Origin of the sequence: Sorangium sp. So ce362, from assembly GCF_051519845.1 — a bacterium.
In the GTDB taxonomy this organism is placed as follows: Bacteria; Myxococcota_A; Polyangia; order Polyangiales; family Polyangiaceae; genus Sorangium.
On sequence record NZ_CP150332.1, the window covers coordinates 2,033,742 to 2,060,069 of the forward strand.

Sequence of the window (26,328 nt, forward strand, 5' to 3'; positions counted from 1 at the left end):
CGCGTCCTGCGCCTCGACGAGCGGGGCCGCGCGGCGTCAGGCTTGCCGCGCCGGCTCGTCCACATCACATCTTCCGCCACCTGCATGGCTTCGGAACGCAAGACCCACCGCGCCCTCACCGTCGTCGGGCTGATCCTGTCCCTCGCCATGGCCGCCCTCGAATCGACGGTGGTGGCCACCGCGATGCCCACGGTGATCGGCGATCTCGGCGGCATTCACCAGTACGCATGGGTCACCACCGCCTACCTGCTCACCTCGTCGGTGCTGGTGCCGATCTGCGGCAAGCTCTCGGACATCTACGGCCGCAAGCCGGTCATGCTCTTCGGCATCGTCGTGTTCCTGATCGGCTCGATCGCGAGCGGCGCGGCGCAGTCGATGCCGCAGCTCATCGCCTTCCGCGCCCTCCAGGGGGCCGGCGCCGGGGCCATGCAGCCGATGGCGATGACCATCTCGGGCGACATCTTCGATCTCAACGAGCGCGCGCGCATCCAGGGCGTCTTCGGGGCCGCGTGGGGGCTGTTCGGCATCACCGGTCCCATGCTCGGCGGGCTCATCGTGCACTACTTCTCCTGGCGCTGGGTCTTCTACATCAACATCCCGTTCGGCATCGCGTCCATCGCGCTCGTGGCGAGCGCGTTCCACGAGCGGATCGACAGGCGGCCTCGCGAGCTCGACTTCCTCGGCGCCGGGCTCCTGTCCGCGGGCGTGGTCGCGCTGCTCCTCGCGACGGGGAGGCTCGGCGGGGCGATGACGCTGTTCGCCTCGATCGCGGCGGTGGCGCTGTTCGCCGCGTTCCTCGCCGTCGAGCGCCGGGCCCCGGAGCCGATGCTCCCGCTGCCGCTCTTCCGGCGCCCGGTGATGCTCATCTCCAACGTGGCCGGCGCGATCCTGGGCGGCGCGATGATGGGCACGATCACGTTCGTGCCGCTCTTCGTGCAGGGGGTGCTCCGCGGCACCCCCACGGACGCCGGGAGCGCCATCGCCCCGATGCTGATCGGCTGGCCGGTCGCGAGCGCGATCGGCGGGCGGCTCATCCCCCGGGTCGGGTTCCGCCCGCTCATCCGGGTCGGCCTCGGCGTGACGGCGGCGGCGGGGCTCGCGCTCGCGATCGGCGGGGCGCACGACACGCCGCTGATGCTCCGCGCGACGACGCTGGTCTTCGGCGTGGGCATGGGGCTGTCCAACGTCGCGCTGCTCATCGCGGTGCAGAGCTGCGTCGCGTGGGAACAGCGCGGGATCGCCACGGCGAGCACGATGTTCTCCCGGCTGCTCGGCGGCGTGGTGGCGGTGGGCGTCATGGGCGGCGTGCTCTCGGCCCAGCTCGCGAAGGACCCGTCGATCCCCGCGGACGCCGCGAGCAGGCTGCTCACGGCGGAGGGGGCGCAGGAGCTCGATCCGCTGATTCTGCAGCACCTCGGGGAGGCGCTCACGTCGGGGCTCACGACGGTGTTCTGGATCATCGCGGCCATGGGCCTGATCGGCTTCGTCGTGGCGCTGTGGTTTCCCCATGTGCCCCTTCAGACGGCGGACGACAAGGCCGCTGGGCCGCCCAGCGAGGCGGGGATCGGGTGAGGCTCGAGAGGGGGCGCCAGGCCGAGCGCGGCCCCCGGCGGGGGGGGTCGTCGCGCGGGCGGCGCTCGACGAGCCGCCCGCACCGGCGACCTCCAGCGGCGCACGGCCGCGTGGAGCCGCGGCATCCTTCCTCGGTGTAAATTTACTGCTGGAGGAGATCGCGCTGGCCTCACCGTGAGAAATTCGAGCAACCCGTGATTGATCGCGGGCGCTCGGGTCCACGTGGGAAGAGAGGAAGGACGCGTTCCCCATCGCGCTCGAGGACAGGAAAGAGAGCCAGCTTCACCGTCGCTCTGGCAGAGCGCGCGGCGTCGCTGCGGGACGCTTGGTCGCGGAGGAGCACGCGAGGTGCGTGCGCTGACCTCCGAAGGCAGTACACCGACGAACGCTCCGCCAAGAGAGCTTCAGGAGTTCCAGATGCGCTTCATGCTTTGCCGGATGCGGTTACGATGGGTGTCTGCGCGCGCGTGGGGCCTGATCAGCGTCGCCGCCTCGCTCCATTGCGGCTCGGAGACTCCGGGATCGGGCTCCGGCGCAGGGGGGCAGGACAGCGGCGCCGCCGGCGCCACCACCACCACCACCACGACCGCTTCCACCACCGCGGCGAGCAGCGGCGCGGGAGGCGATGCCGGCGCGACGGCCGGCAGCGGCGGCGGGGGCGCGGGAGGGGCCGGCGGTGCAGGGGCGGCCGGCGGCGCGGGGGGGACCGGCGGCGCGGGGGGGACCGGCGGGGCCGGCGGGGCCGGCGACCGGTGCGCCGACGCGCTCCACGACCCGGCGAGCCCGCCCGAAGCGCTGCGCCTGTCCGGGAACCTGGGGACCCACGACCCGGTGGCCATCCAGGCGGGCGACAGAACCTACCTGTTCCAGACGGGGGACAGGATCCCCATGAAGATCTCCTCGAACCTCATCGACTGGGAGGATGCCGGTCGGGTGTTCGACACGAAGCCCGCTTGGCTGGAAGCCAAGGTGCAGGGCGTGAAGGATCTGTGGGCGCCCGATATCTCGCGCTTCGGGGACACCTATCATCTGTACTATTCCGCCTCCACGTTCGGCAGCAACAAGTCGTGCATCGGGCACGCGACAAAGGCGTCGCTCGACGCCAGAGAGCCCTGGACGGACCGCGGCGCCACCATCTGTTCGAACGACGGGAGGCGAGACGACTGGAACGCGATCGACCCCAACGTCGCGATCGATGAGGCGGGGACGCCGTGGCTCGCGTTCGGGAGCTTCTGGACCGGCATCAAGATGGTGAAGCTCACCTCGTCGGGGGAGCGGGCCGACGCGGAGGTGCACGCCCTCGCCTCGCGCCCCGACGCCGGAGGGGCGATCGAGGCGCCGTTCATCGTCCGGCGCTGCGGCTTCTATTACCTGTTCGTCTCGTTCGACAGCTGCTGCCGCGGGACCGACAGCACGTACAAGATGGCCGTGGGGCGTTCGACGCGTATCACCGGCCCGTACGTGGACAAGGAGGGCAGAGAGATGATGTCCGGCGGCGGCACCCTCCTCGTGGAAGGCGGCACCCGGTGGCGAGGGCCCGGGCACAACGCCGTCCTGTTCGCCGACGATCGGGCCTACAACCTCTATCACGCCTACGATGCCCAAGCGAACGGCGCCCCCACGCTGCGGATCTCGGAGCTCGTGTGGGACAGCGACGGTTGGCCGCGCTCCGGAGGGCCCTGACGTGCGATCCGAGCGAGGCCGAGCGGCAGGGCTGCTCTACCACGAGGGGAGCGACTACCAGTCTGCGGCCACCTGGTCGAGCGTCCTCATGATGCGTCGATCATCGACGCTCGCAGGCTTCACTCCCTGTTCTCGCGGCGGCCTCGCGCGTCTCGCGGCGTCAACGCGGAGCGGCGAGGCCGCTGTCCGCAGACCGCACCCAAGTGTGCCTTGACCCAGACTTCTGGCCTCGTGCATCGTCTTCGACATGCGAAAGCCCGCGATCGATCTCCCCGCGCCGCCGGAGGGAGCACCTCCGAGGGCGGACGACCTGCTCGGGCTCGCTCGGGCCGCGGCGGCGCGCGATCCCGCGGCCATCCGCACGCTCATCACCGAGCTCGGTGGGGCCATGTTGCGGAGCGTGAGGAAGGTGCTTGGCCCTCATCACGCCGACGTCGAAGATGTAACCCAGGAGGCCGTGCTCGCGCTGCTCCAGGCGCTGCCCTCCTTCCGCGCGGAGTGTACCGTGCTCCATTTCGCGAACCGCATCGCCGTGATGAGCGCGCTCGGCGCGCGCCGGCGCCTCCGTGTGCGCGCGCGCTTCGACGAGCCGGACGCGCCGATCGATATCGCACCGGACGAGCGCGGCGCGTCGCCGTTCGCCGAGACGGTCTCCAACCGGCGGCGCGAGATGGTGCTCGAGGTGCTCGACAGGATGCCGGAGTCGACCGCGGAGGCGCTCGCCCTCCACTTCGTGCTCGGCTACACGGTCGACGAGATCGCGGCGCTGGCCCGCGTCTCTCCGAACACGGTCTGGAGCCGTCTCCGGCTCGGCAAGGAGGCGCTGAAGCGCGCGCTCGCCAACAACGCGAAGCTGGCCGAGCTCTTCCGGGGGAGGGAATCATGAGCGCGGATTGCCGGAACGAGCTCCTCCTCCGGGTGCGCCGCGGCGTCGCGACCGAGCCCGACCGGCTCGCCTTCGACGCCCACCTCGGCTCCTGCGAGTCATGCCGGATCACCTGGGAGCTTGCGCAGGATTTCGATGCCGCGGGCGCGGCGGAACCCGGGGACGCGGAGCTCCTCGCGCGTATCGCGAACGCCGCGATCGGCGGGGTCGCGATCGACCTGCGGCGCGACGGCGCGCCGGTGTGGCCCGCGAGCGCGGCCGTGCGGCCCGACAACGATGTCCGGCGCGGAGACGACGAGGCGCGACTCGAGGGCGGTCTCGCGGGGCGGCGCGGGGCCGGATGGCGGCGCAGCGCCTGGCTCTACGCCGCGGCGGCCGTCCTCGCGTGCGGCGTCGCCGCCGCGGCCACGGCGCTCGTCCGTCGGCACCCGGAGACGGCGTCAGGGCCGATCGCCCGCCTGCTGGAGCCCTCGGTGCGCGCGGTGATGTCCCGCCCGCGCGCGGTCGCGCTCCCCCAGGCCGTTCTGTCTGCCGGCGCGCCGGCGCCCTCCGGAGCGGCGCTGCCGGCGCTCGCGGCGCCTGCGCCGCGGCCGCGCGACGCCTCGCGCGGGGCGAGCGCGGCAGCGTCGTCCTCCTCCGCCTCGACGGCGGAGCAGCTCTTCCGGGAGGCCAACGACGTGCGGCGCGCCGGGAGCTCCCGGCGTGCCATCGAGCTCTATCGCTCGCTCCAGAAGCGCTTCGCGACGTCGCCCGAGGCCACGCTCTCCCTCGTGTCGCTGGGCAGCCTGCTCCTCGACACCGGCTCGCCCGCCGCGGCGCTCGCGCAGTTCGACCGGTACCTCGGCGTGGCCAGCTCGCGGCCGCTGGCGGTCGAGGCGCTCTACGGCCGCGGGCGCGCCTTGCGGGCGCTCGGCCGCTCCGCCGAGGAGGCCCAGAGCTGGCGGCGCCTGCTCCGGGAGCACCCGGGCTCGCCGTATGTCGAGCACGCCCGCCGCCGCCTCGCCGAGCTCGGAGGGTGATCACGAAGCGGGCGACGGTCTGGCTCGCGGTCGCCGCGGCCGTCGCGCTCTCCGCGGCGCGCGCCCTGGCGAGCGACGGGACGGCAGCGGCGTCGTCCGGGGCGCCCGGAGCACCTGTGTCCGGAGCACCTGTGTCCGGAGCACCTGTATCCGGAGCGCCTGTGTCCGGAGCGCCTGTGTCCGGAGCACCGGTGGTGGAGATCGTGCTCACGGGCGCTGCGGACAACCTCGGCGCGATCCGGACGGCGCTCGAGTCCGAGGCGCTCTCGGCGTTCGCGGTCCGCTTCCGGACCGCGCCGCGGTTCAACGCGACGGCGCTCTTCGCAACGCGGGCCTCCTCCGGCGTGGCCCTCTCGTGCTGGATCGACGTGAGCGACCTGCGCCGCGCCGTGCTTTACTTCATGGATCCCGTGGCCGATCGCTTCCTGGTGCGCTCGATCGAGCTCTCGGGCCGCTTCGACGAGCTCGACCGCGAGTCCGTGGCGCAGGTCGTGGAGCTGTCGCTGCGGTCGCTGCGCGTGGACGCGCGCGCTTCGCTCGATCGAGAGCAGGCGCGCGCGCTCATCCTCCGCCAGACGACGCCCCCTGAGGCGCTCGCCGACGCGCCGGTCCCCGCGGCGGCGCCGGCGCGCCGGCGGGCGCTGGAGCTCGGGGCTTTCTACGGCGTGACGATCCACTCGGCCGAGGTCGGCCTGACGCACGGCCCCGGCGTGCGCGTGGCGCTCGGCGGGAGCTGGGGGAAGCACCGGCTCGCCCTCGACACGCGCTTCCAGTACCAGCTCGAGCGCCGTTACGAGGAGCCGCGCATCGGCCTCGATCTCCGCACGATCGCGCTCCGGGCGGACGCCTGCTGGCTCTATTCCCTTGCCACGGGCGTGACGCCGCTCGAGGTCGGCGTGCGGCTCGGCGCGGGCATCGATCATGTGGACGCGGCGCCGAGGCCGGGCAGCGCGGGGCCGTCGGCGTTCGTCCCCTCGGCCGCGAGCGCCTCGAACGCGCTCGTGCTGGCGGCCGGCTCGGTGGTCAAGCTGCCGCTGAGCCGGGATCTCCGGCTGTTCACGGAGCTCTTCGTCGAGCTCGACCCCGCGCGCGTCCGCTACGAGCTGTCGCTCGAGCAGGGGACCGAGACCGTCCTTGCGCGTTACCGGCTCCGGCCAGGTGTGCTCGTCGGCATCGAGCTCTGACGGCGCACCCAAAGCATGCTCGTCCGTAGGTCATTTTTCAGCAGGAGTCCGTCATGCGAATTCACCCCATCTTCCTGACCATCGTGCTTCCTTCTCTCGTCACCGGCCTCGCGTCCGGCGGCTGCGGCCCAGCAGACGCCGACGACCGGCCCCCGGCCCAGAGCAGCAGCAGCAGCAGCAGCAGCAGCGGCGCGGGCAGCGAACCAGGCGCCGGCGTCACGGGGGCGGGCGGCGCGGGGGGAGGTGGCTCAGGCGAAGGGGGCTCGGCCGAAGGCGGCGGCGGGGGCGCAGCCGGGGGAACCACGAGCGCCTCGGGCGGCTCCGAAGGCGGCGGCGGGAGCGCCGCGCTGCCGGATGTGTCGGTGTACATCGCCGGCGACTCGACCGTTCAGACGTACGTGAACAGCTCCCTTCATCAGGCGGGCTGGGGTCAGATGCTGGGAGAGTTCTTCGACGCGCGGGTGCACGTCGAGAACCGGGCCATCGGCGGCCGGACCGCGCGCCGGTTCATCGACGAGGACCGACTGACCGAGCTCCTCGAGGACATCCAGAGCGGCGATTACTTGCTTGTGCAGTTCGGCACCAACGACAGCAACAGGACCGCGACGTACGAGCACGACGGCGCCACGATTCCGTACTACCTCGACCCCGCGACGGACTTCAAATCTTACCTCACGCAGTACATCACGGGCGCGCAGGCGCAGGCCGCCAACCCGGTGCTTGTCACCCCGCCCCCGCGGCGATCGTGCACCGACGACAGCCATAATTTCGGCAACGGCGTGGGCGCGTATGCGCAGGCGATGCGGGAGCTCGGGGCCGAGCTGGACGTGCCCGTCATCGATCTCAACGAGAAGACGCTCGCCCACCTGAACTCGATCGGGTGCGTGGCGGCGGGCGAGGACTTCTTCCTCGTCCGGGCGGACGGCACGGTCGACGGCACCCATTTCAACGAGACCGGCGCCCGCACCATGGCGGGCTTCGTCGCCGATGGCACCGCGGACGCCGGCCTGCTGCTCGCGCGGTACCGGGATTGACCTGCCCGTCCTGTGCGTCCGCCGCGGTCCACGTCACCGGACGTGGATATCAGGCCTGGGGGGCGCCGCCTTGCCACCGCCGATGTGGAAGCTCGGGTGAGGCGGCTGGTTGTAGGCGGTCTGCTCCGAGGTGATCTGCATGCGGTATTGCGGGTCGTGCATCAGCGTGTAGATCCGCCGCGTCGTCACGTTCGTCGTCGTGTACAGCCGCAGCGCCGAGCTGTCCGACTCACGCCACACGATCTCTTCCCGCCAGTCGCCGACCAGGTCGGCCGTGAGCGCCGGCGTCGACTTCGTGCCGTTGTTCGAGGCGCACTGGCTGCAGCTGAGCAGCGAGCCGCCGCCGTACTTGGTGATCGACGTGTTGTTCTGCAGCTCACGCAGCTCGTCCGCGTCCCACCAGATCAGGAAGTTGGCTGAAGCAGGCTGGCTCCCGACGTTCGACCCGCTTGTGGCGATCGAGGCGACATGGAGGCGCGGGCCACCCACAAGAAATCCACAGCATGTGGACAAATGTCCAGTAGGTGCCTCTGTGAGCGCCGCCGGCGCGCCTGGCTGCCGGCGTCCTGCGCGACGCCTGACGTCAGCGGGGGCTCGACCTGCACCCGCACCCGCGATCTGCGCCGGGGGTCAGGGCGTCGGCGGGCGGATCTGCTTGCGGATCTTCTTGATGAAGGTTTGCGTGCACTTGCCGTGGCTGCCCTCGTGCTCGATGATCTCGCGCGTCAGCTTCGCCTTCGTCTCGTTGGAGACGGTCGCGCTGGCCTTCACCTCGTTCGCGAGCTGGCCGCCTTCGAGGGTCGCGGGCCACGTCTGCTTCTCGACGACGGCGGCCACGTTCGTCGGGCGGTGGTGCGAGGCCTTCGTCTTGGTGACGTCGCGGAGGCCTCCCTCGTCGGACCGCCGGCCGGAGCCGTGGCAGCTCGGGCACGTGGTCGTATTTCCAAACGAGTTGGCGATCCGACCGTCGCCGCCGCAGATCCCGCACGTCTCTACCATCCGTGGGGTGTACTGTATTTCCCGCACGCGTGCAGGCTTTCTCTCGCGCGCCTCGCGCCTCCCAGTGCCAGGCGAAGCGTCGCGTCGGCACGGCGGACGCGGCGCACGGGGCCGGGCGCCCGCCGAGCGGGCGAGGAAGCCAGACGCGGCTACAGGCGCTCGGCGTTGCATGACTGGGCGCACTGACTCGGCGTGAGCTGGCCGTCTTCCTGGCACCCGGGGACAACAAAAAGCCAGGGCGCCGAGGGCGAAAGGAGAGCTCAGCGCGCTTCTCCCGGCGTCCTCGGCGCCCTGGCGGCTCACATCACGCTCGTCCGAGCACCGCGCTACAGGCCGCCCTTCTCACACGGGATCTCGTACTTGTCGGTCATCATCAGGGCCCACTCGCCAGGGCCGACGAACTCATTGCCGACGAACTCCTGGCGCAGCACCGACGGGTCCTGGGTGCACTTGCCGTCTTTCTTCTTGTAGATCACGGTGGCGTTCGCCACGCGGCCCGTCACGATCCCGCTGTTCTCGTTGCGCTCGATCCGCCACTCGTCGTCGGAGAAGATCACCTTGGCGGCCGTGATGGTCCCCTTGGACTTCATCTTGTCCACGAGCTGCTGCGCGAGCGCCTCGTCGTGAATCTTGCCGGGCGCGGGGATCGGGGGAGCTTCCTTCTTCTCCTTCTGCGCTTCCTGCGCTTCCCGCGCCTTGGCGTCGTCGGAAGCGGCCGCGGCGGTGAGCAGCGAGAAGCACCCCGTCGAGAAGAGGGCGATGGACATGAGAACGATGGCAGAGCTTGCGTGCTGGAGTGCGCGTTCGGATTTCATCTGGAGGATCTCCTGACGGAGTGGTGGGTTGCGTCGACGAGGGCCGCCTGCGCCTCCCGCGGAGCTCGGAGGAACGCGCTCGGTCAGGGGGTAATGGGCCCGCTGTGCGCTGCTGTTGACGGCTCGCCCACAATGCGCGTCACGGTTTCAGCTGCCTGAAAAATCGTCAAGAGAAATCGCGGCCGAGCGCTCCCGCAGGACGCGCGGCGTCTCTGGTCTTCCTGTCGGTCTTCCTGCCGGTCTTCCTGTCGGTCTTCCTGCCGGTCTTCCTGTCGGTCTTCCTGCCGGTCTTCCTGCTTCCTGCCGGTGCGCCTCAGCGGCGCCCGCGATCCATCTCCCAGAGGGCGAGCTTCGCGATCGCCCTCTGGGTATCGAACACTCCGCGGCCGCTCGTCGCCGCGGCGTCGAGCTCGGGCGCTCCGTTCGGGTCGAGGAGCCCGCTGGCTGTACCCAACCGACGTCAGGACAGCGCGCGGGCGTCCATCTCGATGTCGCCCACGAAGTCCGCGTAGCGGAGCGCCAGGTCCTTTGCGTCGCCCAGCGACGGCACATCGACGATGACGTACCCGGCGATCAGCTCCTTGGACTCGGCGAACGGCCCGTCGACCACCGTCTGCTTGCCGCCGGCCGACACGATACGCGCGCCCTTCGCGCTCGGCTGCAGCCCCTCGGTCGCGAGCAGCACGCCGGCCCGGGTCATCTCCTCGATGAGGCGGCCCATCTCCGCCATCTGCTTCGGCGTGGGCGGCGCGCCGCCCTCCGCCGCGTCGTGGGAGTGGACCGCCATGTACCGCGTCGTCGTGAGCCCCTCGGGCCTCGGCGCCATGCCGAGATCCCACATCTCGGTCACGGGACGGATGTCGATGTCGACGTCGCCGATCACCTCCGCGAAGCGCGACGCCCAGCCGATCGCCTCGTCGAGCGACGCGACGCGGAAGATCGCGAAGCCGGCGGGCACCGCCTTCGCCGCGCCGAACGGCCCCCGCGTGACCGTACGCCGGCCGCCCGCGAACTGGAGGCGAACGCCGTGCGCGCTCGGGCGGAGCCCCTCGCCGCCGCGCATCACCCCTGTCTTCACCAGCTCCCCCATCAACTGCCCCAGACGCGCGATGAACTCGGGGCTCGGCATCGCGCCGGCTTCCGTCTGCGCGTTGGTCCTGTGCATGATCATGAAACGCATATCCACATTCTCCTCGGTTCTAGGTCGAAAGAAAACTTACGAGCTGCCGTGGTTCGGTTCGACGCTCTCCACGAGACCTCCCGGATCGGCGGCCATCACGCGCCGACGCGCAGCGGAAACACGGCGCTCCTTTTCCCATGCTCTCTCCGGGGGTCGTTGCCGGGACGAACCCCGGCGCTCAGCAGGGCGACGAACGGGGGCGAGCCGGATCGACACGGGGGCGCATTTTTTTTTCGCGTCGCCGCCGGGACGCGCTCGGGCGTGGGGTGAGGTGGGCGCGGGATGGCGTGGGCGGGCGCACGCCGCGCGCGGGAGGCCTCAGCGGCGCCCGCGATCCATCTCCTTGAGAGCGAGCTTCGCGATCGCCCTCAGCGTGTCGAAGACCCCGCGGCCGCTCGCCGCCGCGGCCTCGAACTCGGGCGCTCCGCCCGGGTTGAGGAGCCCGCGGAGCTCCGCGATACCGGCGATCCCGTCGAGATCCCGCTTGTTGTACTGGATCACGAACGGCAGCCGCCCGGGCGAGCGGCCCTCTTCGGCGAGGTTGTCCCACAGGTCGGTCATCGACTCGAGGTTGGCGTCGAGCCGGGCGCGCTGCGAGTCCGCCACGAACACGACGCCATCCAGCCCCTTCAGGATCAGCCTCCGGCTCGCCCTGTAGAAGATCTGGCCCGGCACCGTGTAGAGCTGAAGGCGCGTCCGGAAGCCCGAGAGGCCCCCGAGATCGAGCGGCAGAAAATCGAAGAACAGCGTGCGATCGCTCTCGGTCTTGAGCGAGATGAGCCGCCCCTTGGCGTTCGGCACGGTCCGGTCGTACACGTATTGAAGGTTCGTCGTCTTCCCGCCGAGCCCGGGCCCGTAATAGACGATCTTGCAGTAGATCTCCCGGCTCGCATAGTTGATGAACGCCATCGGCGTGCTCCTCCAGAGTCGACGTTCGAGGGGAGGCAAGGCCGGTCCCCGCGTTGGAAGCGAAGGCGACAGGCGGCCGTCGCGTTGGAAGCGAAGGCCACGGCCCGACGCCGCATGGCAAAGGAGCGCGACCGTCCCCCCTCGCGCTGGAAGGGAGGCCGCGGTCGGCCCCCGCGCTGGAAGGGAGGGCGGCGGCCGCTCCCCCTCATGAATCTCCGCATCGAGCGCGGCGCGCCCGGCTCGCCGGCGCGCCGCGCCCCGGCGCCCGCCCTCCGCGCTACGTCACGCGCTGCCGGCCGCGAGCTGCTCTGTTGCCACGGCCGCCCCCGCGCGCGGCGCGGCGCCGGCGGCGCTCAGCAGGACGCGTCGGCGATCGCGTGAAGGGCGGCCACGAACCCCTCCAGCGAGGCGTCGCGTGCGTCGCTGTGCTTCACGAGGCGCTCGTTCACGGCGATGAGCTCCACGACATCCTCATCCTCGCTCGCGCCCGGGACCCGCCGGAGCTCGTGGACCGCGCGGCTCACCCGCGACGGCGGGTCGAGGCACGCGAGCGCCGAGAGCGCCGCCGTCGCGCCTGCCTTTCGGCCCGCCGCGAGCGCCTCCCGCGCCATCCCGAGGAGGACCAGCGCGAAGGCGACCTGGATCGCCTCCAGGAAGCCGCGGGAGACCTCCTTGCCGCCCTGGCCGGCGTCGCTCCACGCGAGCGTCACGAGCTCGCCTATCTCCGAGAAGGCGCGCCTCGACATCAGCGCAGAGAGCGTCTCCAGACCGTGCTTGTCCCAGGCGGCCCGCGTCGTCAGCTGACGCGCGAGCCACGGGAGCAGGGCATATGCGTCGCCCCCCGCCCGGATCGCGCCGAGCGCGATATCCATCAGCGCGGCCCTCGCCACGCCGTGCGCCTCCAGCCAGCCGAGCAGGTTCGCCCGCTCTGCCCCCCGCGGCGTCCGCCGCGCCTTCTCGAGGATCGCGTCCCGCAGCACCGCGGGGAAATGGGGGATATCGACGCTCCAGTCCTCGTCCGAGCCGCGCGCGCGCTCCATCGCCAGGGCGGCGAGCGCGCCGTCGTCGAGCGACAGCACCCCCGCCCGCCGCGCCGCGAGGATCTTCGCGACCGGCAGATCGCGCAGCGCGGGGCGCTCCGCGCCGAGGCCGTCGAGCTCGTCGCCGTCGAGGAGCGGCGGCAGCCCCCGGTAGACCCCGGGCGAGAAGACGAACCCCGAGGCCCACTGCACAGGCTCGCGCTTGCAGCGCGCGAGCACGCGCTCGTAGATCCCCGCCGGGACCTTGCCGCGCACGAGATCCGAGAGCTCGATCCACTCCTCCTCGTCGAGCGTGAGGCGCGGCACGCCCAGCACCTCGTGCTGGAAGTGCGCGGGATCCCGGATCGCGAGCCGGGCGAGCTGCTGGATCACCGGCCCGCTGAAGCCGCTCTCGCACCGCGCCCTCCAGCGCAGGAGATCGGATGTCCCGAGCTCCTCGATGTGCTCGGACAAGAAGGCATGATCGTCCGGCTCGAGCGCCGGCTGGCGAAGCACGTGAAAGAACGCGACGGGACGGGCACGGCCCCGATGCGCGCGCACCAGGGCGTCGATTTCCGCCTTTCGCATGGCGCGACCTCGTCATCCCCGGCCAGGGAGGCTCGGGGACATCCTTGGGTCTATCGTCGCCTGGCGCTTGCGCGGCCCGTCATGACTCGGCGGTCGGTGGAATGACGGATCCTGTTCCTGACCGGTGTGCCGAGGATAGCGCGGGCGCGCCCTCTGTCAAGATGAGCACGCGCGGGAGGGCTTTTTGCCGCGACTTGCCACGACCGTCGAGAGCGGGTGACGCACCTCAGTCACCCTCGTCTGCGCGCGTCACGCCGGCCCGGCGATGAACCGCAGCGGCAGGGCGACCGGGCCGCGCACGGTGAGCGTGCGATTGTAGACGATCGCGCCGGGGCCGCGCTCGACCCGGGGGAAGCGCGCGACAAGCGCTTCGAGCGCCGCGCGGGCCTCCATGCGGGCCAGCGCCGCGCCGATGCAGGCGTGGATGCCGTGACCCGGGAGGCAGCGCGCCTCCCGGGCTTCGATCTCGTGATGCCGGCGCCCCGCGCCGTCGATGCAGGCGTCCTACTTGCCGAAGACGAGGCCCTTGCCCTCGTCGAAGACCTTGACGGCGACGACATCCTTGAGGTCGACGTCGTTGTCGCTGAGGATGTCGCCGATCTTCACGTTGTTGAGGAGGTCGATCCTGTCCAGCGAGTTCTGACGGCTGACGAGCTGAAGCTTCACCAGCAGGTTGTTCAGCGTGTTGTTCACGTTCACGAGCTCGTCGCCCGAGAGGATATCGTCGAGATATACGACCTTGATGTCCTCGGCGCTCACGCCGACCAGCGCGATGATGTCCGTGATCTGGGCGGTGATGAGGCCGACGGCGCCGGACACGCTCGTGTAGTCGGGCACGTCGGTGGGAGCCGGGGTGGACCACGACGCCAGCGCGGTGGTCGACAGGCTGAGAGCGACGAGCGCAGCGCCAACGCCGGACAGAACGCGAGACTTGAGTGCCTCGCCGGGGCCGTGACGTCGAGACGAGATTCAACAGCGTACGCGGAGCCGCGGATCGTGGGGCGAAACTCGAGATCGCCCCGGGAGGTCCCGCGGGCAGCGCGGCGATCGACCGCGCCGAGGAGCACCCGCAATGGATGACCGCCATCCGCTCCGGCGCCCTGCAGCATGGACGCGACGCTTCGGTTGCGATGCGGAAAGAATCCTCTGCGGTCATATCTCCGCAGGAGCTCTGTTGCATGCCGGAGCATGCAGTTGCATGCTGGGGCATGCAGACGCGACAGCGGAGCACCGGCGGTCGCTGGTGCGGCTCGGTCCGGGCGCACCGCTGGCCCGCCGAGCCGGGGCTCAGCGCGGGCGGGCCACCCGCCCGTCCTGAGGGGCGAAAGGACATGAGGGGAGCGCGGCGCGCGGCGGCTTCGCCACAGGGCAGCACCGTCGATATCCTGCTATGGCAGCGAATCGGTCACGCTGCTCTCCAATCGATCCAATCGACCTGTGAGAGCTGTTTGGCAGGAGACAAATCGGAGCCGGCGATGAGCGCGGCGGACGGGGTAGCGGGCAGATCGCGGGGCTGCCCTCGACCGAGCGCGCGCGGAGGTCTCCTCTCGCGCTGGCCGTCAGATGTCGTGTGGCGCACCTCGAGAGGTGCCGTCCGCGGCGATCGCGCCTCCAGGACGGGCCGTCGAGCGGCGCGGCAGCGCCGGAGGAGCGACGCTCGAATGCCGTGTCAGCGGCCGGCCACCCCGCCTCGAAGCGCGGTCGGAAACGTGCCGTGCATTCGTCCACGCCCGTCCGCGGTCGTCCTGGATGTCGAGGGGAGCGCACATCTGCTTGCGTCTTCCCGCAATCGATTGCGCGTCGATTCCCGCCGTGCCAGCTCAATCGGAGGCGACGCGCCCAGCCGCGGGGCTGAAGAGGCAGCGAGAACTTCGATCTTGTCGGCGATCGGGCTCGAAGGAGAGAAGGCAGGCAGCGCTGGCGTGCAATTTGCGATTCCTCGCGTCAGACGCCCACGTTGAATACGCTCCGGGCCCTGCCGGGCGGCATCGTGGAATCATTCGTTCTTCATGAAAGCAAGGTTGGGAAGCGCCATGACCGAACAACGACGAGCGTTCAACCGCAGGCAGTTCTTGCAAGGGATGACCCAGCTCGCCGCGGTGGCCGCCGCGCCGCCCGCGCTCGGCTCGAACCCGTGGAGAGGCAGCTCCTGCACCACGCTCACCGCGGGGCGGCCCGAGGACGTGCGCATGAGCTCCGAACGGCTGGAGGACGTCTTCGCGCGGATCCAGCGCCGGGTGAACGACGCCCTGTTCCCGGGCGCCACGGCGCTGATCGCGCGGCGTGGAGTCATCGTGGGTCAGCGGGCCTTCGGCAGCAAGGTCGCCGGCGCCGACGAGCCGGTGACGCTCGACACGATCTTCGACCTGCAATCGATGACCAAGGTGCTCTCGACGGCCGCGTCGGCGCTCGCGCTCGTGCAAGAGGGGGTGATCCGGCTGACCGATCCGGTGGCCAGCTACCTGCCGGCGTTCGCCGCCAACGGAAAGGGGGCCGTCACCGTCTACGACATGCTCCGTTACTCGGCCGGTCTGCCGATGGACAACCAGCGCCTCGACGAGCCGGACGCCGAGACCGTGTGGTCTCTCATGGCCGAGACGCCGCTCGAGTACCCGACGGGTACGTCGGTGCTTTACAGCGATCTCACGTACCGCCTCCTGGGGTGCATGATCGAGGCCGCCGCGGGGGAAGATCTCGATACCGTCGCGGGCGGGTGCATCTGGGGTCCTCTCGGCATGAACGACACGATGTACTGCCCGCCCCCGGCGCTCGTCGAGCGCATCGCGGCCACGGGGTACTCGAGCATCCGGGACTGCGTCGTCCGCGGCGAGGTGCAGGACGAGCAGGATTTCGCGCTGGGCGGCGTCACCGGCTGCGACGGCGTCTTCTCCACGGCGAGGGACATCGCCGTGTTCTGCCAGATGATCCTGAACGGCGGCGCCTATGGCGGCGTCGAGGTCCTGCGGCCCGATCTGGTCCGCAAGATGAAGAAGAACAACACGCCCCAGGTGACGGCGGCGGCGACCGACACCTCGCCCATCAACAACCTGCTCTACACCCCGAAGGGCCTCGGCTGGGAGCTCTGGACGAGCCGCTTCTCGAGCGGCGGCATGCGGCTGTCGCCGCGCTCCTACGGCAAGGCGGGCGGCGCCGGCACGTTCATGTGGGTCGACCCGGATCTGGAGATCATCGGCGTCCTCCTGACCAACCACGGCCTGCCGCAGCCGTTCGATGACATCGGCTGGGCCCGGATGCTCGACGACATCGGCTGCGCCGAGTTCTTCGACGGCATCATCAACGCGGTTCATGACTGATCGCCCGCGCCGCAGCGCTCCCTCTCCCGGGTCGACCTGAGGATGCCGATCCGCGCGCCAGGGCAGGGCGCGACGCTCACGGTCGAGCTGCCGATCGGCGGATCGTGAGGGATCGCGTCCGGTCCTTCAGTCCGGATCGAGCGCATAGACGGCCGTCGTCGTCTGGCGCCCCGTGAGGTTGCGCTCGCCCAGCGCGCGCAGGGGGAAGGCGTCGCCGGCGAGGGCCCTTGTCGCCTCGGAGACCAGCACCTGGTTCGGCGCCGCGATCGCCTCGAGCCGCGAGGCCACGTTCACCACGTCGCCGATCACCGTGTATTCCATCCGCTTGTCGGAGCCGATGTTGCCGACGATCGCCTCTCCGGAGTTCACGCCGACGCCGAGGCGGACCTCGATGTCGTATTTCTCGCGCCACTCCTCGTTCGCCGTCTCGAGGAAGCGCATCATGTCCTCCGCCGCCGCGAGCGCGCGGCGCGCGTGATCCGCCTGCGCGAGCGGGGCGCCCCAGACGGCCATGACGCAGTCGCCGATGAACTTGTCGACCGTGCCCCCGTGCCGGAACACGATCTCGGTGAGCATCGAGAAGAGCTCGTTGAGGAGGGCGACCATGCGCTCGGGGTCGCGCGACTCGGCGAGCGGCGTGAAGCCGACGACGTCGGCGAAGAGCACCGACACGGCCGCGCGCTTGCCGCCGAGCGCGAGCGGGTGCTCGCCCCGCACGATCGCGTCGACGACGGCCCTGTCCATGAACCGGCCGAGATCGCCGCGGAGCTTCGCCTCCCGGGCGATCTCCGCCTCGCCCTGCTCGAGATCCTCGGCCATGCGGCCGAGCGAGGCCGCGAGCTCGCCGATCTCGTCGCGCCGCCCGCGCAGCCCCTCGCCGAGCGCGATCTCGCGCCAGCGCCGGGCGCCGATGAGCCGCGCCTGCGCGACGAGGTGGAGGATCGGGCCCGTGACATGGCGGGCGGTGAAGACCGCGAGGACGAGCGCGAGGACGAGCGCCCCCGCGGCGACCGCGAGGCCGCGGCGCCGCATCTCGTCGAGCGCCGCGAAGGCCACCGGCTCCGGCCGCCAGATCGCGACCGCCCAGCCGAGGTCGGGCAGCGTCTCGATGGCGCCGATCATCCGCTGGTCACCCTCGTCGTGCGGGCTGAGCACGCTGATCTCGTCGGTCCACACCGCGCCCGGCGGGAGCTTGCCCCAGAGCGGCAAGGCGGAGACGTCGCTGCCCGGCGCGGCGCCCGGCACGCCGAAAGCCGCGATCGCCCGGCGGTCGTGGCCCGCGATGAGCAGGCGCACCTCGCGGCCGCCGAAGCGCCGCTCGGCGATCGCCGCGAGATCGCGCCCGAGCGCGTCGAGCGCCACCTCCGCGACCACGTAGCCGGCAGGGCCGCGCGGGGAAGGCGGCGGCGCGCCGGCCGGGTCTGCGCTCGCGTCGCCGGAGGACCGCACGCGGGCCACGAGGAGGCCGCGGGCCGGCCCGACCACGCCGAAGCCGACCCCGCGCTCGTCCGCGAGCCGGCGCAGCGCAGCCGGCGCCGAGGGGACGTCGGCGCCGGACGACGCCTTGCGGATCACGGTGCTGATCCCCGCGTCGGGCACCTCCAGCCGCACCGCGTCGATCAGCGCGCGCGTCGCGACGAGGGCGCGCACCGACGCGACAGCGTCCTCGTCCCGGATCGCGCCGCCCGCGGCGTGGCCGAAGATGGCCGCCGCCGCGACAACGTCGCTCTCGACGTCCCGGACGAGCTGGATCGAGGCCGAGGCCACCTCGGAGAGGATCGCCGCCTGCAAGCTCTCCTCGGACGTCCGCACGGCGCGCCGGTTCACGTCGGCGAGGAGCGTCACGGCGACGGCCACGGGGACGAGCGCGACCCCCGCGAACAGCGCGATCGCCTTCGTCTTGAGCGAGAGCGCCCTCACGCGGAGGCCTCGGCGCGCGGCCGGGTGTTGCGGTCATTCCCACCCGCGGCCGGTGGCGGCGAGGGCCGCACGCCGGCCGCGTCGCGCGTCGGGTCACTCAAGCGGGCCGTCCTTCCAGCCGGCCGCGCCCTCGTCCGTGCGCTTGCGGATCTGGAACTCCACCCGGCGGTTCCTGGCCCGGCCGTCGGGGGCGCGGTTGTCGGCGATGGGCCGGCGCGCGCCGAAGCCGCGCGCCTCGAGGCGGCGGGCGTCGATGCCGTGCGCCGTGAGCCACGCGACGACGGCGAGCGCGCGGCGCTGCGAGAGCTTCAGGTTCGCCTGAGCGTTGCCCTGGTTGTCCGTGTGGCCGTCGACCGCGACCCGGGCGATCTCGGGGTGCTCCTCGAGGACCGCCGCGACCTCGGAGAGCAGCTCGAAGCTCTCCGGCTCGATCTCGGCCCTGCCGGTCGGGAACTGGACCTGCTGCAGGATGACGATCTGCGAGCCCTCGATGCGCACCGCGAACGGGCAGCCGTGCGTCGCGCGGTCCTCGCTCGGCTTGCCGCGCTCGTAGGGGCAGGCGTCCGTCGCGTTGGGGATGCCGTCGCCGTCCGTGTCCGCGGGGCAGCCGTGCTTCGACGTGGGCCGCGACCCCGCGCTCCCGGGGGCGCCGTCCGCGGCGGCGCTGCTCACCCCCGGCACGTCCGGGCAGCGATCGTCGATGTCGTAGATCCCGTCCTCGTCCCGGTCCGGCGGGCAGCCGCGCCGGAACCCCGGCCGCGCGCCCGCGGCCGGCGGGCGCGCCTCGCCGATGACCCGCGGGCACGCGTCCTCCGCGTCGGGGACCGAGTCCCCGTCGAGATCGGCGACCGGAGCCGGCGCCCGCGCGGCGCCCCGGCCGCCGCCCGCCCCCGCAGGCGCGGCCGCGGGGACCCGGGAGGCGGCGGGGGCCGTCGCCGCCGGCAGGACGTCGGCGGCGATGCCGAGCGCCGCGAAGAAGCGCGCCTTCGGCGTGCCGGGCAGCCGCCCGAAGCCGGGGCCGGCGCCCGCGTCCAGCGTGAGCGGGCCCAGCGACCAGCGCGCTGTGAGCAGGAGCTCCGCCCCCGCGCGGCCCGGGACCCGGAGCGCCGACGCCTCGCCGGCGGCGGCCCACACGGAGAGCTCCGACCCGAGCTGCAGCGGGCCTTTGCGGACGCCGGCGCCTGCGGAGAAGAAGACCTCGCTGCCCGTCAGGCTGTCCGCCGAGGCCGGCTGGAACCGGCCCCCCGCCGAGGCCGCCCAGAGGAAGCCCGGGTGCTCCGCCCCCACGATCACCCGCGGCGCGTAGCGCACGGCGCCCGCGCCGGCGAACGCCGACGCGTCGCCGGTCGGCAGCCAGACGGAGAGCCCGAGCGCCGCCGCCGGCCGGAGCCCCTCCTGGGGCAGGAGCGCCACCCTGCCGCCGAGCTGGAGATCGGCGAGGGCGGCGCCGCCGGCGGGCGCCGTGACGCGGACGTCCCCGAGCGCGCCGGACGCGCCGCCCTGGTCCAGCACGAGCGGCACGTCGAGGTCGAGCTTGACCCGGCGCAGGAGCTCGACGCTCGCGAGCGCATGGAGGATCGCCTGCCGGTCCACCCACGTTACAGCGCCTGCAGGCGCTGTCCCGCGCAGGCTGAGCGGTTGATATGAATAGGAAAGTAGCAGTCCGACCGCCGGCCGGAGCTCGCCGGATACGCCGGCAGAAGGGACGGTGGACAACCCGTCGCCCGCGGGCGCGGGAGCGAGCCTGTCGAGCGCGGTGGCCTCCTGCGCCGCGGCCGGCATGGAAGCCGAGGCGGCGGCGACGAGGAGCGAGGAGGCCAGGAGGGGCGCGATGACGCGCGCCGACCAATACGCCATCGGTCTGCTCGTATCCCATTGCCTGGTCTCTTGCAACGCCGATCTCGATCCGGTAGCGTGCGGCGGGCGTGGCACCGTCAAATGGCCAGTCCGTCGCTGTCGCGGTGCTCCTCGGCTGCGCCAGCCACGTTGGTTACGTCGGCGCGTCGAGCGCCGCAGAGCCGACGCCCGGATATCCAGAGGCGGTCATCCAATGGGGCGTGCAGAGAGGAGAGACGTGCGATCACATCGCAGAGGTCCTCTACGGCTCGCCCAGGCACGTTGGGCTGATCCATCGATATAACCGCGTTGCGTGCGGCCCGGGCACGACGCTCGCGGAGGGGCTCACGCTCGTCCTCCCCGCCGAGGTGACGTCGATCCCCGACGCGAAGATCCGGTCGATGCACCCGGACGTGCGCGCGCGCCCGGCGGCCGGCGCCTGGTCGCCCGCGACGCCGGGGCTGCCGCTCCTCACGAACTCGAGCGTCAACACGCTGGATGAGGGGCGCGCAGATATCGAGTTCGTGGATCGGACTCGGGTGCTGCTCGCGCCCAATACGCTCGTCGTCATCTACGGTACGGCGAGCCGAACCCGGGTATCGAAGACGCCGCCGGCGGCCGTCGAGCTCGCGGACGGCGAGGTGAAGGCAGCGCTCGCCGCGCTGCGCGGCCAGTCGGTCGAGGTCGCCACGGGCGGGGGCGGCCGGGTGAGCGCGTCGTCGCGGGACACCGTGGTGCAGCGGCGCGGCGAGCGCACGACGGTCGCGGTGTTCGACGGCAAGGCGGGCGTCAGCTCGGGCGGCACCTCCGTCGTGGTCCCGAAGGATCATGGCACCCGGTTCGCGGACAGGTCGCCGCCCGCGCGCCCGCGCCCGCTGCCGCCGCCGCCGGCGTGGACGACCGCGGACGCCGCGCCTGTCGCGCTCGCGCCGGGGGGGCTCGGCGTCCTGTCGGCGTCGTGGCAGCCCGCGCCCGGGGCGGCCGGCTACCGCGTCGAGGTCGCGCGCGACCCGGAGCTCAACGACCTCATCGTCCGCGAGGAGGTGAAGCCGGACGTCGTGTCCTTCCGCGCGGAGAAGATGCCGGCCGGCGCCTATTTCCTCCGGGTCCGGGTCATCGATCGGGAGGAGTACCTGGGGGTGGGCGCGGTGCGCACGTTCCACCTCGTCGCCGCGCGGGTCTCGGGGGGCGTCGCCCCGGCGGCGCGGGAGATCACCGCGAACCCCTACGGGGTCATCGAGCTCACGCCGACCCCCGCGCTCGAGCTGTCGCTCGACGACGGGCCGTTCGGCCCGATCCCCGAGCGCATCGACCTCCTCCAGCGCGCCCCGCGCGAGCTCCGGCTGCGCGAGCGGGGCAGCGCCGCGCCCGCGGCGGTGACGTCGCTCCCGGTCCGGTACACGAACGTGGGCGCGACGCTCCGGGCTGCGCGCGTGGCGACGGCGGACGGGCAGGCGCTCGAGGCGCGGGTGGAGCTCGAAGGGCTCGCGGGGATCGACGTCGCGCAGCGGGTGGCGCCGCGGATCTTCGCCCACCTGCCGGGCGGGGTGCGCTCCGCCGCGCTGACCGGCGGCGAGCGCGGCGGAGCGCTTGTCGCGCGGATCCCGCTGCCCCGGGCGGCGATGCGCCCTGACGAGCCGCTGCGCGTCCGGATCGACGTGGCGGACGGCCGCGGCGGTGTGCTCGGCACGAGCGACGCCGAGCTGCCCGCCGCCCCGGGGCCGGCGCGAGCGCCGCCGCGGGCGCCCCCGGCGGCCCCGGCCGCGCCCGTGCTGGGCGCGTACCTCCCGCTCCTGCCGGTGTCCGTGTCGACGGACGTGCTCTGGCTCGCGCCCACGCCGCCCGCCGTGGTCGCCGTCGGCGCGGCCGCGGTGCGCTCCGGGGGCGACTGGGTCGCTGCGGGGCAGGTGCGCGCGAGCGGCGCCGTCGGACCGCTGGGGCTCGACATCTCGCTGCGATCGAACCCCGCCGGCGACGGCGAGGGGGTGGGCAGCGCCGGCTGGATCGGCGCGCGCTACCGCGTCCTGCGCCTCGGGCGCTCGGAGCTCGAGCTCGGCCCCACGCTCCGCCTCGGCGTGCCCTTGGCCGACGGGAGCCCGCCTGTCCGCATCGAGCCCGGGGTCGCGCTCGGCGGCGCGGCGGGCCGGCTGACGTGGGTTGTCGACCTCGGCGCGCGCCTCCGCGCCGCGGGCGGCGAGGGGGCCGAGGGCGGCGCGGCGGGCGGCGGTGAGCTGACCACGTCGGCGGCGCAGGGCTTCCTGCTGGCCGGCGTGGCGGCCGACGCCGCGTCGTGGCTCCGGCTGCACAGCGCGCTGGATCTGCACCTCGTCCAGCGGGACCACGCGGCGAACGACGGGTTCGCCGGCCTGTCGGCGGGCGCCGAGGCCGGCGGCGCGCTGTTCGGGGCGCTCTCCGTGCGGGTGAGCCCCTGGCGCGAGGCGGGCGAGGGCCCGGTGACGGCGCAGATCGCGGTGGGCTTCCGCGAGGCCTCGCCGTGAGCGCCGACGACGGCGCGCGCCGGCCGCCGGACGGGGACGCCGGCCGCACCGTGCTGAAGGGCGGGCGGGCGCTGGGCCCCCGGCCGGCGCCCGATCCTCACCTGTCCACCGGCCGCCTGGCGGGCGCGGAGACGCTCCCCTCGGACGTGCCCGAAGCGGGCCCGTCGCAGCGGGTGGGCGTCGGGCGGGTCCTTGGCGGCAAGTACAACCTCGTGCGGCTGCTCGGCGCGGGCGGGATGGGGGAGGTCTACGAGGCGGAGCACGTCCTGCTCGGCGTCCCGGTCGCGGTGAAGACGATGCACCCGCACATCGCGATGCTCCCGGAGAGCCGGCGGCGGTTCCTCCGCGAGGCGCGCGCCGCCTCCAGGCTCGTGCACCGGAACGTGGTCAAGGTGCTCGACCTCGGCGGCGACGAGGACGACGGCGACGAGCTGATCTACCTCGTGATGGAGCTGCTCAAGGGGCAGTCGCTCGCCGCGCGGCTCCGGGCGCCGCGCGAGCTGCTGGGCCTCGCGGAGGCGACGGCCATCTTCGCCGGCATCCTCGAGGGCGTGGGCGCCGCGCACGGGTCCGGCATCGTGCACCGCGACCTCAAGCCGGAGAACGTGCTGCTCGCGGAGCAGGACGGGGAGCTCGTCGCCAAGGTCGTCGATTTCGGCCTGGCGCACCTCGACGACCCGCTCGACGCCGGCCCGACGCTCACCTCGAGCGACATGGTCGCGGGCACGCCGGAGTACATGAGCCCCGAGCAGTGCCGCTCGCTCGTCGTGGGCCCGAGCTCCGATCTTTACTCGTGTGGCTGTATTCTTACAGCTTTGTTGCAAGGTACGCCGCCGTTCTGCGGTCTCCCTGCGGTGGAGCTCATGGCGATGCACATGTTCTCGATCCCGCCGCCGCTGATCCGCCCGCCCGGGGCTCCGCCGGTCCCGCCGCTCCTGGAGCGGCTCCGGCTGGACCTCCTGTCGAAGCTGCCGGAGCGGCGCCCGGAGAGCGCCGCGGCGGCGCGGGCGCGGCTCGACGAGGCGATGTCGCGGGAGGCGGAGGCGCGGCGGCTGCCCGAGCGCAAGGCGGACGTGCCGCTCGGGGGGCGGGGCGAGCGCGCGCAGCCCTGGCTGGACGGCGAGACCGCGCGGTTCGCGCCGGTCCCGGAGCACGCCGTCGCGCTGCTCCGGCTGGCGCCGGCGGGCCAGGGGTTCAGCGAGGCGTGCGAGATCGGGCTCGACGCGCAGGGCATCCACCTCGCCGAGGTGCCCGACGCCGCCGCGCTTGTCGCGTCGGGGCTCGGCGTGGCGGTGATCGACGCCGGCGCCGACGTGGAGGCCGCGTGCGCGCTGCTCGAAGCGCTCGGCCGCGCGGCGCCCGGCGTGCGCGCGGTCGTGTGCGCGTCCGGTCTCTCCTCGGAGAGGATGAACGCCCTCGTCGCGGCGGGCGCCGCGGATGTGACGCGGTATCCGGTGGCGCCGGACGTGCTGTCGCGCAAGATCGCGCGGGTCGTGCGCCGCGGGCGCTGAAGTGCGGCGCGGAGCGGCAGCCGTGGCCGCACGCCGCGCAGGCGAGCGACCAGGCGCTCATGGCCGGCCGAGAGGAGGCTGGGCGTGAGCCGCCGGGGTGGATGACCGCAAGGCGGTCAGCGCGGCCTGGTAGACGGCCTGGAAGCGAGCCTGCTCGGGCGCGAGCTCGGCGGCGCGTCTCAGCGGCTCGAGCGCCTGGTCCTTGTGGCCTTGCCGGACCAGGGCGAGGCCCAGCGCGTGGAGCAGCTCGGCCTGCTCGGGGAGGCGGGTGATGCCGCGCCGAAGCAGCGCGACGCCGTCCGCGTCGCGACCGAGCGCGCGATAGAGGTCGGCGAGGTTCACGTAGGTGGGGACGTAGCCGGGCTCGATGCGAAGCGCGGCGAGGTAGGCCTGCTCGGCGTCGCGCGGCTTGCCCGTGCGGGTGAAGATGAGGCCCAGGTTGTTCTGGGCTTCGGCTCGATCGGCGTGGAGGGTTTGCGTGGCGATGTACTCGCGCAACGCTCCGTCCAGATCCCGCGCGGCGCGCTCGGGCAAGGCGCCGAGGTCGACGCCCGCGAGCACGCGCGCGGCTTCGACGCGCACACCGCGCACGGGATCGGCGAGGAGCGGCGCGGCGACGGCCGCGGCGCGACGAGGGTCGTGGCCCTCCAATGCGCTGAGCGCAGCGCGTCGCAGCAGCGGGTCGGGATCGGCGAGCGCCGAGCGGAGGACGGCGAGCGACGCGGCCGTCGGGGCGACGCGCAGCGACGCGAGCGCGGTCGCGCGCGCGATGGCGGGGTTTTCGCGGTCGGTCGCGAGCCGCTGGAGCTCGGCGGCGACGGCCGGGTCGCCGGGCGCGGTGCGCGCGAGCGCGAAGACCTCGGCGGTTGTCTGGTAGCTCTGCGCGGGGCGGCCGAGCCAGGCTTGCACGGCGTCGGCGGCCCAGCGCGCGGGCTTCTGCGCGTGGCAATCGGTGCATGTGTTCGGGATCCCGAGGCGGACCGAGAGATCCGGCCGAGGCACCCGGAAGCCGTGATCGTGACGGACGTCGACGCCCATGTACGTGCGCGCCGGCATGTGGCAGTCGACGCAGCGTGGAGCGGCGTGCTCGCCGGGCGTGACGCTGCCGTTCGCGGCGTGGTGGTGATGCTCGGGGACATCGAAGCGCGCCGGTTCGTGGCAGGACGCGCACACGCCGTTGCCCTCGGCGCGCAGACGGCCGGAGTGCGGCTCATGGCAGTCGCTGCACGTCACGCCGGCGTGCGCCATCTTGCTCTGCTGGAATGAGCCGTAGGTGAAGACCTCGTCGTTCATCACGCCGTCGGGCGTGTAGGAGGGCGCGGTCAGCAGCTCGGGCGCGACGCTGTCGAGCAGCGGGGCGCCGTGCCGGAGCGGCTGCGAGAGGGTCTCGCGGCGGCTGTGGCAGAACGCGCACGTGGCGCTTTCGGTGCCGCTCGAGGGCCTCTTGCCACGCTGCGCGGTGCCGCTGGGCAGCCGTGTCCACGTGGTGTCCTGACGCTCGTCGAAGCGCACGTCGAGGCCCTTCGAGGGGTCCGACGTCCGAGCCTTGGTCCAGTCGAGGTGGCGCGCGCCGCCGCCGTGGCAGCCTTCGCACCCGACGCTGATCTCGGACCAGGTGGTGGTGAAGCGATCCGCGGCCGCGTCGTATCCTTTCGTGACGTGCGTCGAATGGCACTCGGCGCACATGTGGTTCCAGTTCTGGCTGGCGGCGGTCCAGTGCAGCACGTCGCCGGCGCGCACGCTGTCGCGCTCTTGCAGGTGATACCAGCGCTGCCCACCGCGTGCTTTGGGGCGCGAGTCCCACGCAAACGGCAGCACCTGCAAGCGTCCGCCCGGGCCGGCAACGAGGTACTGCTGGAGCGGTTCGACGCCGAAGGTGTACAACACCTCGTAGCGGTGCAGCTGGCCATCGGGGCCGTCCGTGGTGACCCAGTATTTTCCGTCCTGGCGATCGAAGCGGTGGACCAGCCCAGCGTAACGCAGGCGCGCCCCCCCGAAGTCTCCGAGCACGGTGGCGGCGCTCGCGTGCTGCATGGCCCGCGCGTGCTGCGAGCCCTGCCACGCGGCGTGCTCTTCGGCGTGGCACGGCGCGCAGCGGTCGCTGCCGACGAAGCCGGCCGCTGCGCGCTCTGGCGAGTCCTCCGCCGGGCTCACCCGCTCTGCGGTACCCGACGAGGCCTCCGCGGCGTCGCCGTGCCCCGCCCCGGGTCTCGCCCCCGGAGCGCTCGCCGTGGGGGCGTCGGCTGGCGTGAGGGAGGATGCGCTCGTGGGCGCGCGCCAGACCACGAGCGCGGCGAGCGCCAGGGTCAGGACGGCGAGGGGCCACCAACGAATGAGCCGGGGATCAGCCATGAGAGGAGC

21 protein-coding genes are annotated in these 26,328 nt (G+C 72.8%); 9 read left to right on the forward strand and 12 right to left on the reverse strand.

The genetic code is table 11. The features are described from left to right. The first annotated feature begins 84 nt into the window (after positions 1-84). The 6 genes from WMF17_RS08100 to WMF17_RS08125 all read left to right on the forward strand — a co-directional run bounded on the left by WMF17_RS08100 (position 85) and on the right by WMF17_RS08125 (position 7,378). Positions 85-1,572: an MDR family MFS transporter gene (locus tag WMF17_RS08100; RefSeq protein ID WP_437601390.1), complete on the forward strand. Its 1,488-nt coding sequence runs from the start codon at positions 85-87 to the stop codon at positions 1,570-1,572. Between the two features lie 453 nt (positions 1,573-2,025). Beyond that, a complete protein-coding gene (locus WMF17_RS08105) occupies positions 2,026-3,255 on the forward strand; it encodes an arabinan endo-1,5-alpha-L-arabinosidase (RefSeq protein ID WP_437601391.1) in 1,230 nt (409 codons plus the stop codon). Between the two features lie 247 nt (positions 3,256-3,502). Then, on the forward strand, positions 3,503-4,141 hold the full coding sequence (locus WMF17_RS08110) for an RNA polymerase sigma factor (protein WP_437601392.1): 639 nt from the start codon (positions 3,503-3,505) through the stop codon (positions 4,139-4,141). Then, the gene (locus tag WMF17_RS08115) at positions 4,138-5,160 is read left to right on the forward strand and encodes a tetratricopeptide repeat protein (RefSeq protein ID WP_437601393.1); all 1,023 of its coding nucleotides are present in this window, start codon (positions 4,138-4,140) and stop codon (positions 5,158-5,160) included. The genes WMF17_RS08110 and WMF17_RS08115 overlap by 4 nt, the downstream gene beginning before the upstream one ends. Continuing rightward, complete coding sequence (locus tag WMF17_RS08120; RefSeq protein WP_437648840.1) at positions 5,157-6,344, forward strand: hypothetical protein; 1,188 nt, start codon at positions 5,157-5,159, stop codon at positions 6,342-6,344. Before WMF17_RS08115 ends, WMF17_RS08120 begins: the two co-directional genes overlap by 4 nt. A 53-nt stretch (positions 6,345-6,397) precedes the next feature. Next, positions 6,398-7,378, forward strand: coding sequence for a rhamnogalacturonan acetylesterase (locus WMF17_RS08125; protein ID WP_437601395.1), 981 nt, complete (start codon positions 6,398-6,400; stop codon positions 7,376-7,378). Between the two features lie 33 nt (positions 7,379-7,411). Here WMF17_RS08125 and WMF17_RS08130 read toward each other — a convergent pair whose 3' ends face one another. The 9 genes from WMF17_RS08130 to WMF17_RS08170 all read right to left on the reverse strand — a co-directional run bounded on the left by WMF17_RS08130 (position 7,412) and on the right by WMF17_RS08170 (position 13,725). Beyond that, entirely contained in the window at positions 7,412-7,867 is a 456-nt protein-coding gene (locus WMF17_RS08130) for a hypothetical protein (protein ID WP_437601396.1), read from the reverse strand. A gap of 141 nt (positions 7,868-8,008) precedes the next feature. Continuing rightward, entirely contained in the window at positions 8,009-8,377 is a 369-nt protein-coding gene (locus WMF17_RS08135; RefSeq protein ID WP_437601397.1) for a molecular chaperone DnaJ, read from the reverse strand. A 326-nt stretch (positions 8,378-8,703) separates the two neighbouring features. Continuing rightward, positions 8,704-9,144, reverse strand: a complete 441-nt coding sequence (locus WMF17_RS08140) for a hypothetical protein (protein WP_437601398.1) — start codon at positions 9,142-9,144, stop codon at positions 8,704-8,706. Between the two features lie 361 nt (positions 9,145-9,505). Further along, entirely contained in the window at positions 9,506-9,646 is a 141-nt protein-coding gene (locus WMF17_RS08145) for a hypothetical protein (RefSeq protein ID WP_437601399.1), read from the reverse strand. A 6-nt stretch (positions 9,647-9,652) separates the two neighbouring features. Further along, a complete protein-coding gene (locus WMF17_RS08150; protein WP_437601400.1) occupies positions 9,653-10,372 on the reverse strand; it encodes a YciI family protein in 720 nt (239 codons plus the stop codon). Between the two features lie 318 nt (positions 10,373-10,690). Then, complete coding sequence (locus tag WMF17_RS08155) at positions 10,691-11,281, reverse strand: GTP-binding protein (RefSeq protein WP_437601402.1); 591 nt, start codon at positions 11,279-11,281, stop codon at positions 10,691-10,693. Between the two features lie 353 nt (positions 11,282-11,634). Continuing rightward, the gene (locus WMF17_RS08160) at positions 11,635-12,888 is read right to left on the reverse strand and encodes a hypothetical protein (RefSeq protein WP_437601404.1); all 1,254 of its coding nucleotides are present in this window, start codon (positions 12,886-12,888) and stop codon (positions 11,635-11,637) included. A 249-nt stretch (positions 12,889-13,137) separates the two neighbouring features. Further along, positions 13,138-13,281, reverse strand: a complete 144-nt coding sequence (locus WMF17_RS08165; RefSeq protein ID WP_437601406.1) for a hypothetical protein — start codon at positions 13,279-13,281, stop codon at positions 13,138-13,140. Between the two features lie 111 nt (positions 13,282-13,392). Then, entirely contained in the window at positions 13,393-13,725 is a 333-nt protein-coding gene (locus WMF17_RS08170) for a hypothetical protein (protein ID WP_437601407.1), read from the reverse strand. A gap of 1,196 nt (positions 13,726-14,921) precedes the next feature. On the opposite strand from WMF17_RS08170, the gene WMF17_RS08175 reads away from it, so the two are divergent. Then, positions 14,922-16,202, forward strand: a complete 1,281-nt coding sequence (locus tag WMF17_RS08175; RefSeq protein WP_437601408.1) for a serine hydrolase domain-containing protein — start codon at positions 14,922-14,924, stop codon at positions 16,200-16,202. Between the two features lie 126 nt (positions 16,203-16,328). On the opposite strand, the gene WMF17_RS08180 is transcribed toward WMF17_RS08175, so the two are convergent. Both WMF17_RS08180 and WMF17_RS08185 read right to left on the reverse strand, forming a co-directional pair. After that, positions 16,329-18,122, reverse strand: coding sequence for an adenylate/guanylate cyclase domain-containing protein (locus WMF17_RS08180; RefSeq protein WP_437601409.1), 1,794 nt, complete (start codon positions 18,120-18,122; stop codon positions 16,329-16,331). 93 nt (positions 18,123-18,215) lie between these two features. Next, complete coding sequence (locus WMF17_RS08185) at positions 18,216-19,979, reverse strand: OmpA family protein (protein ID WP_437601411.1); 1,764 nt, start codon at positions 19,977-19,979, stop codon at positions 18,216-18,218. Positions 19,980-20,047: 68 nt separating this feature from the next. Here WMF17_RS08185 and WMF17_RS08190 point away from each other — a divergent pair, with 68 nt between their 5' ends. Next, the gene (locus WMF17_RS08190) at positions 20,048-22,456 is read left to right on the forward strand and encodes a FecR domain-containing protein (RefSeq protein WP_437648841.1); all 2,409 of its coding nucleotides are present in this window, start codon (positions 20,048-20,050) and stop codon (positions 22,454-22,456) included. Continuing rightward, positions 22,453-23,967, forward strand: a complete 1,515-nt coding sequence (locus tag WMF17_RS08195; RefSeq protein ID WP_437601414.1) for a serine/threonine-protein kinase — start codon at positions 22,453-22,455, stop codon at positions 23,965-23,967. Before WMF17_RS08190 ends, WMF17_RS08195 begins: the two co-directional genes overlap by 4 nt. Positions 23,968-24,024: 57 nt before the next feature. Here the strand turns inward: WMF17_RS08195 and WMF17_RS08200 are convergent, their stop codons facing one another. After that, positions 24,025-26,319 carry a multiheme c-type cytochrome gene (locus tag WMF17_RS08200; RefSeq protein ID WP_437648842.1) on the reverse strand — a complete coding sequence of 765 codons (2,295 nt, stop codon included), beginning with the start codon at positions 26,317-26,319 and terminating at the stop codon, positions 24,025-24,027. Positions 26,320-26,328: the final 9 nt, after the last annotated feature.

Bases quoted from the DNA above. Each gene is read 5' to 3' on its own strand.
- WMF17_RS08100 (WP_437601390.1), top strand. From the start codon at position 85: ATGGCTTCGGAACGCAAGACCCACCGCGCCCTCACCGTCGTCGGGCTG.
- WMF17_RS08110 (WP_437601392.1), top strand. From the start codon at position 3,503: ATGCGAAAGCCCGCGATCGATCTCCCCGCGCCGCCGGAGGGAGCACCT.
- WMF17_RS08115 (WP_437601393.1), top strand. From the start codon at position 4,138: ATGAGCGCGGATTGCCGGAACGAGCTCCTCCTCCGGGTGCGCCGCGGC.
- WMF17_RS08125 (WP_437601395.1), top strand. From the start codon at position 6,398: ATGCGAATTCACCCCATCTTCCTGACCATCGTGCTTCCTTCTCTCGTC.
- WMF17_RS08135 (WP_437601397.1), bottom strand. From the start codon at position 8,377: ATGGTAGAGACGTGCGGGATCTGCGGCGGCGACGGTCGGATCGCCAAC.
- WMF17_RS08140 (WP_437601398.1), bottom strand. From the start codon at position 9,144: ATGTCCATCGCCCTCTTCTCGACGGGGTGCTTCTCGCTGCTCACCGCC.
- WMF17_RS08150 (WP_437601400.1), bottom strand. From the start codon at position 10,372: ATGCGTTTCATGATCATGCACAGGACCAACGCGCAGACGGAAGCCGGC.
- WMF17_RS08155 (WP_437601402.1), bottom strand. From the start codon at position 11,281: ATGGCGTTCATCAACTATGCGAGCCGGGAGATCTACTGCAAGATCGTC.
- WMF17_RS08160 (WP_437601404.1), bottom strand. From the start codon at position 12,888: ATGCGAAAGGCGGAAATCGACGCCCTGGTGCGCGCGCATCGGGGCCGT.
- WMF17_RS08165 (WP_437601406.1), bottom strand. From the start codon at position 13,281: ATGGAGGCCCGCGCGGCGCTCGAAGCGCTTGTCGCGCGCTTCCCCCGG.
- WMF17_RS08175 (WP_437601408.1), top strand. From the start codon at position 14,922: ATGACCGAACAACGACGAGCGTTCAACCGCAGGCAGTTCTTGCAAGGG.
- WMF17_RS08185 (WP_437601411.1), bottom strand. From the start codon at position 19,979: ATGGCGTATTGGTCGGCGCGCGTCATCGCGCCCCTCCTGGCCTCCTCG.
- WMF17_RS08200 (WP_437648842.1), bottom strand. From the start codon at position 26,319: ATGGCTGATCCCCGGCTCATTCGTTGGTGGCCCCTCGCCGTCCTGACC.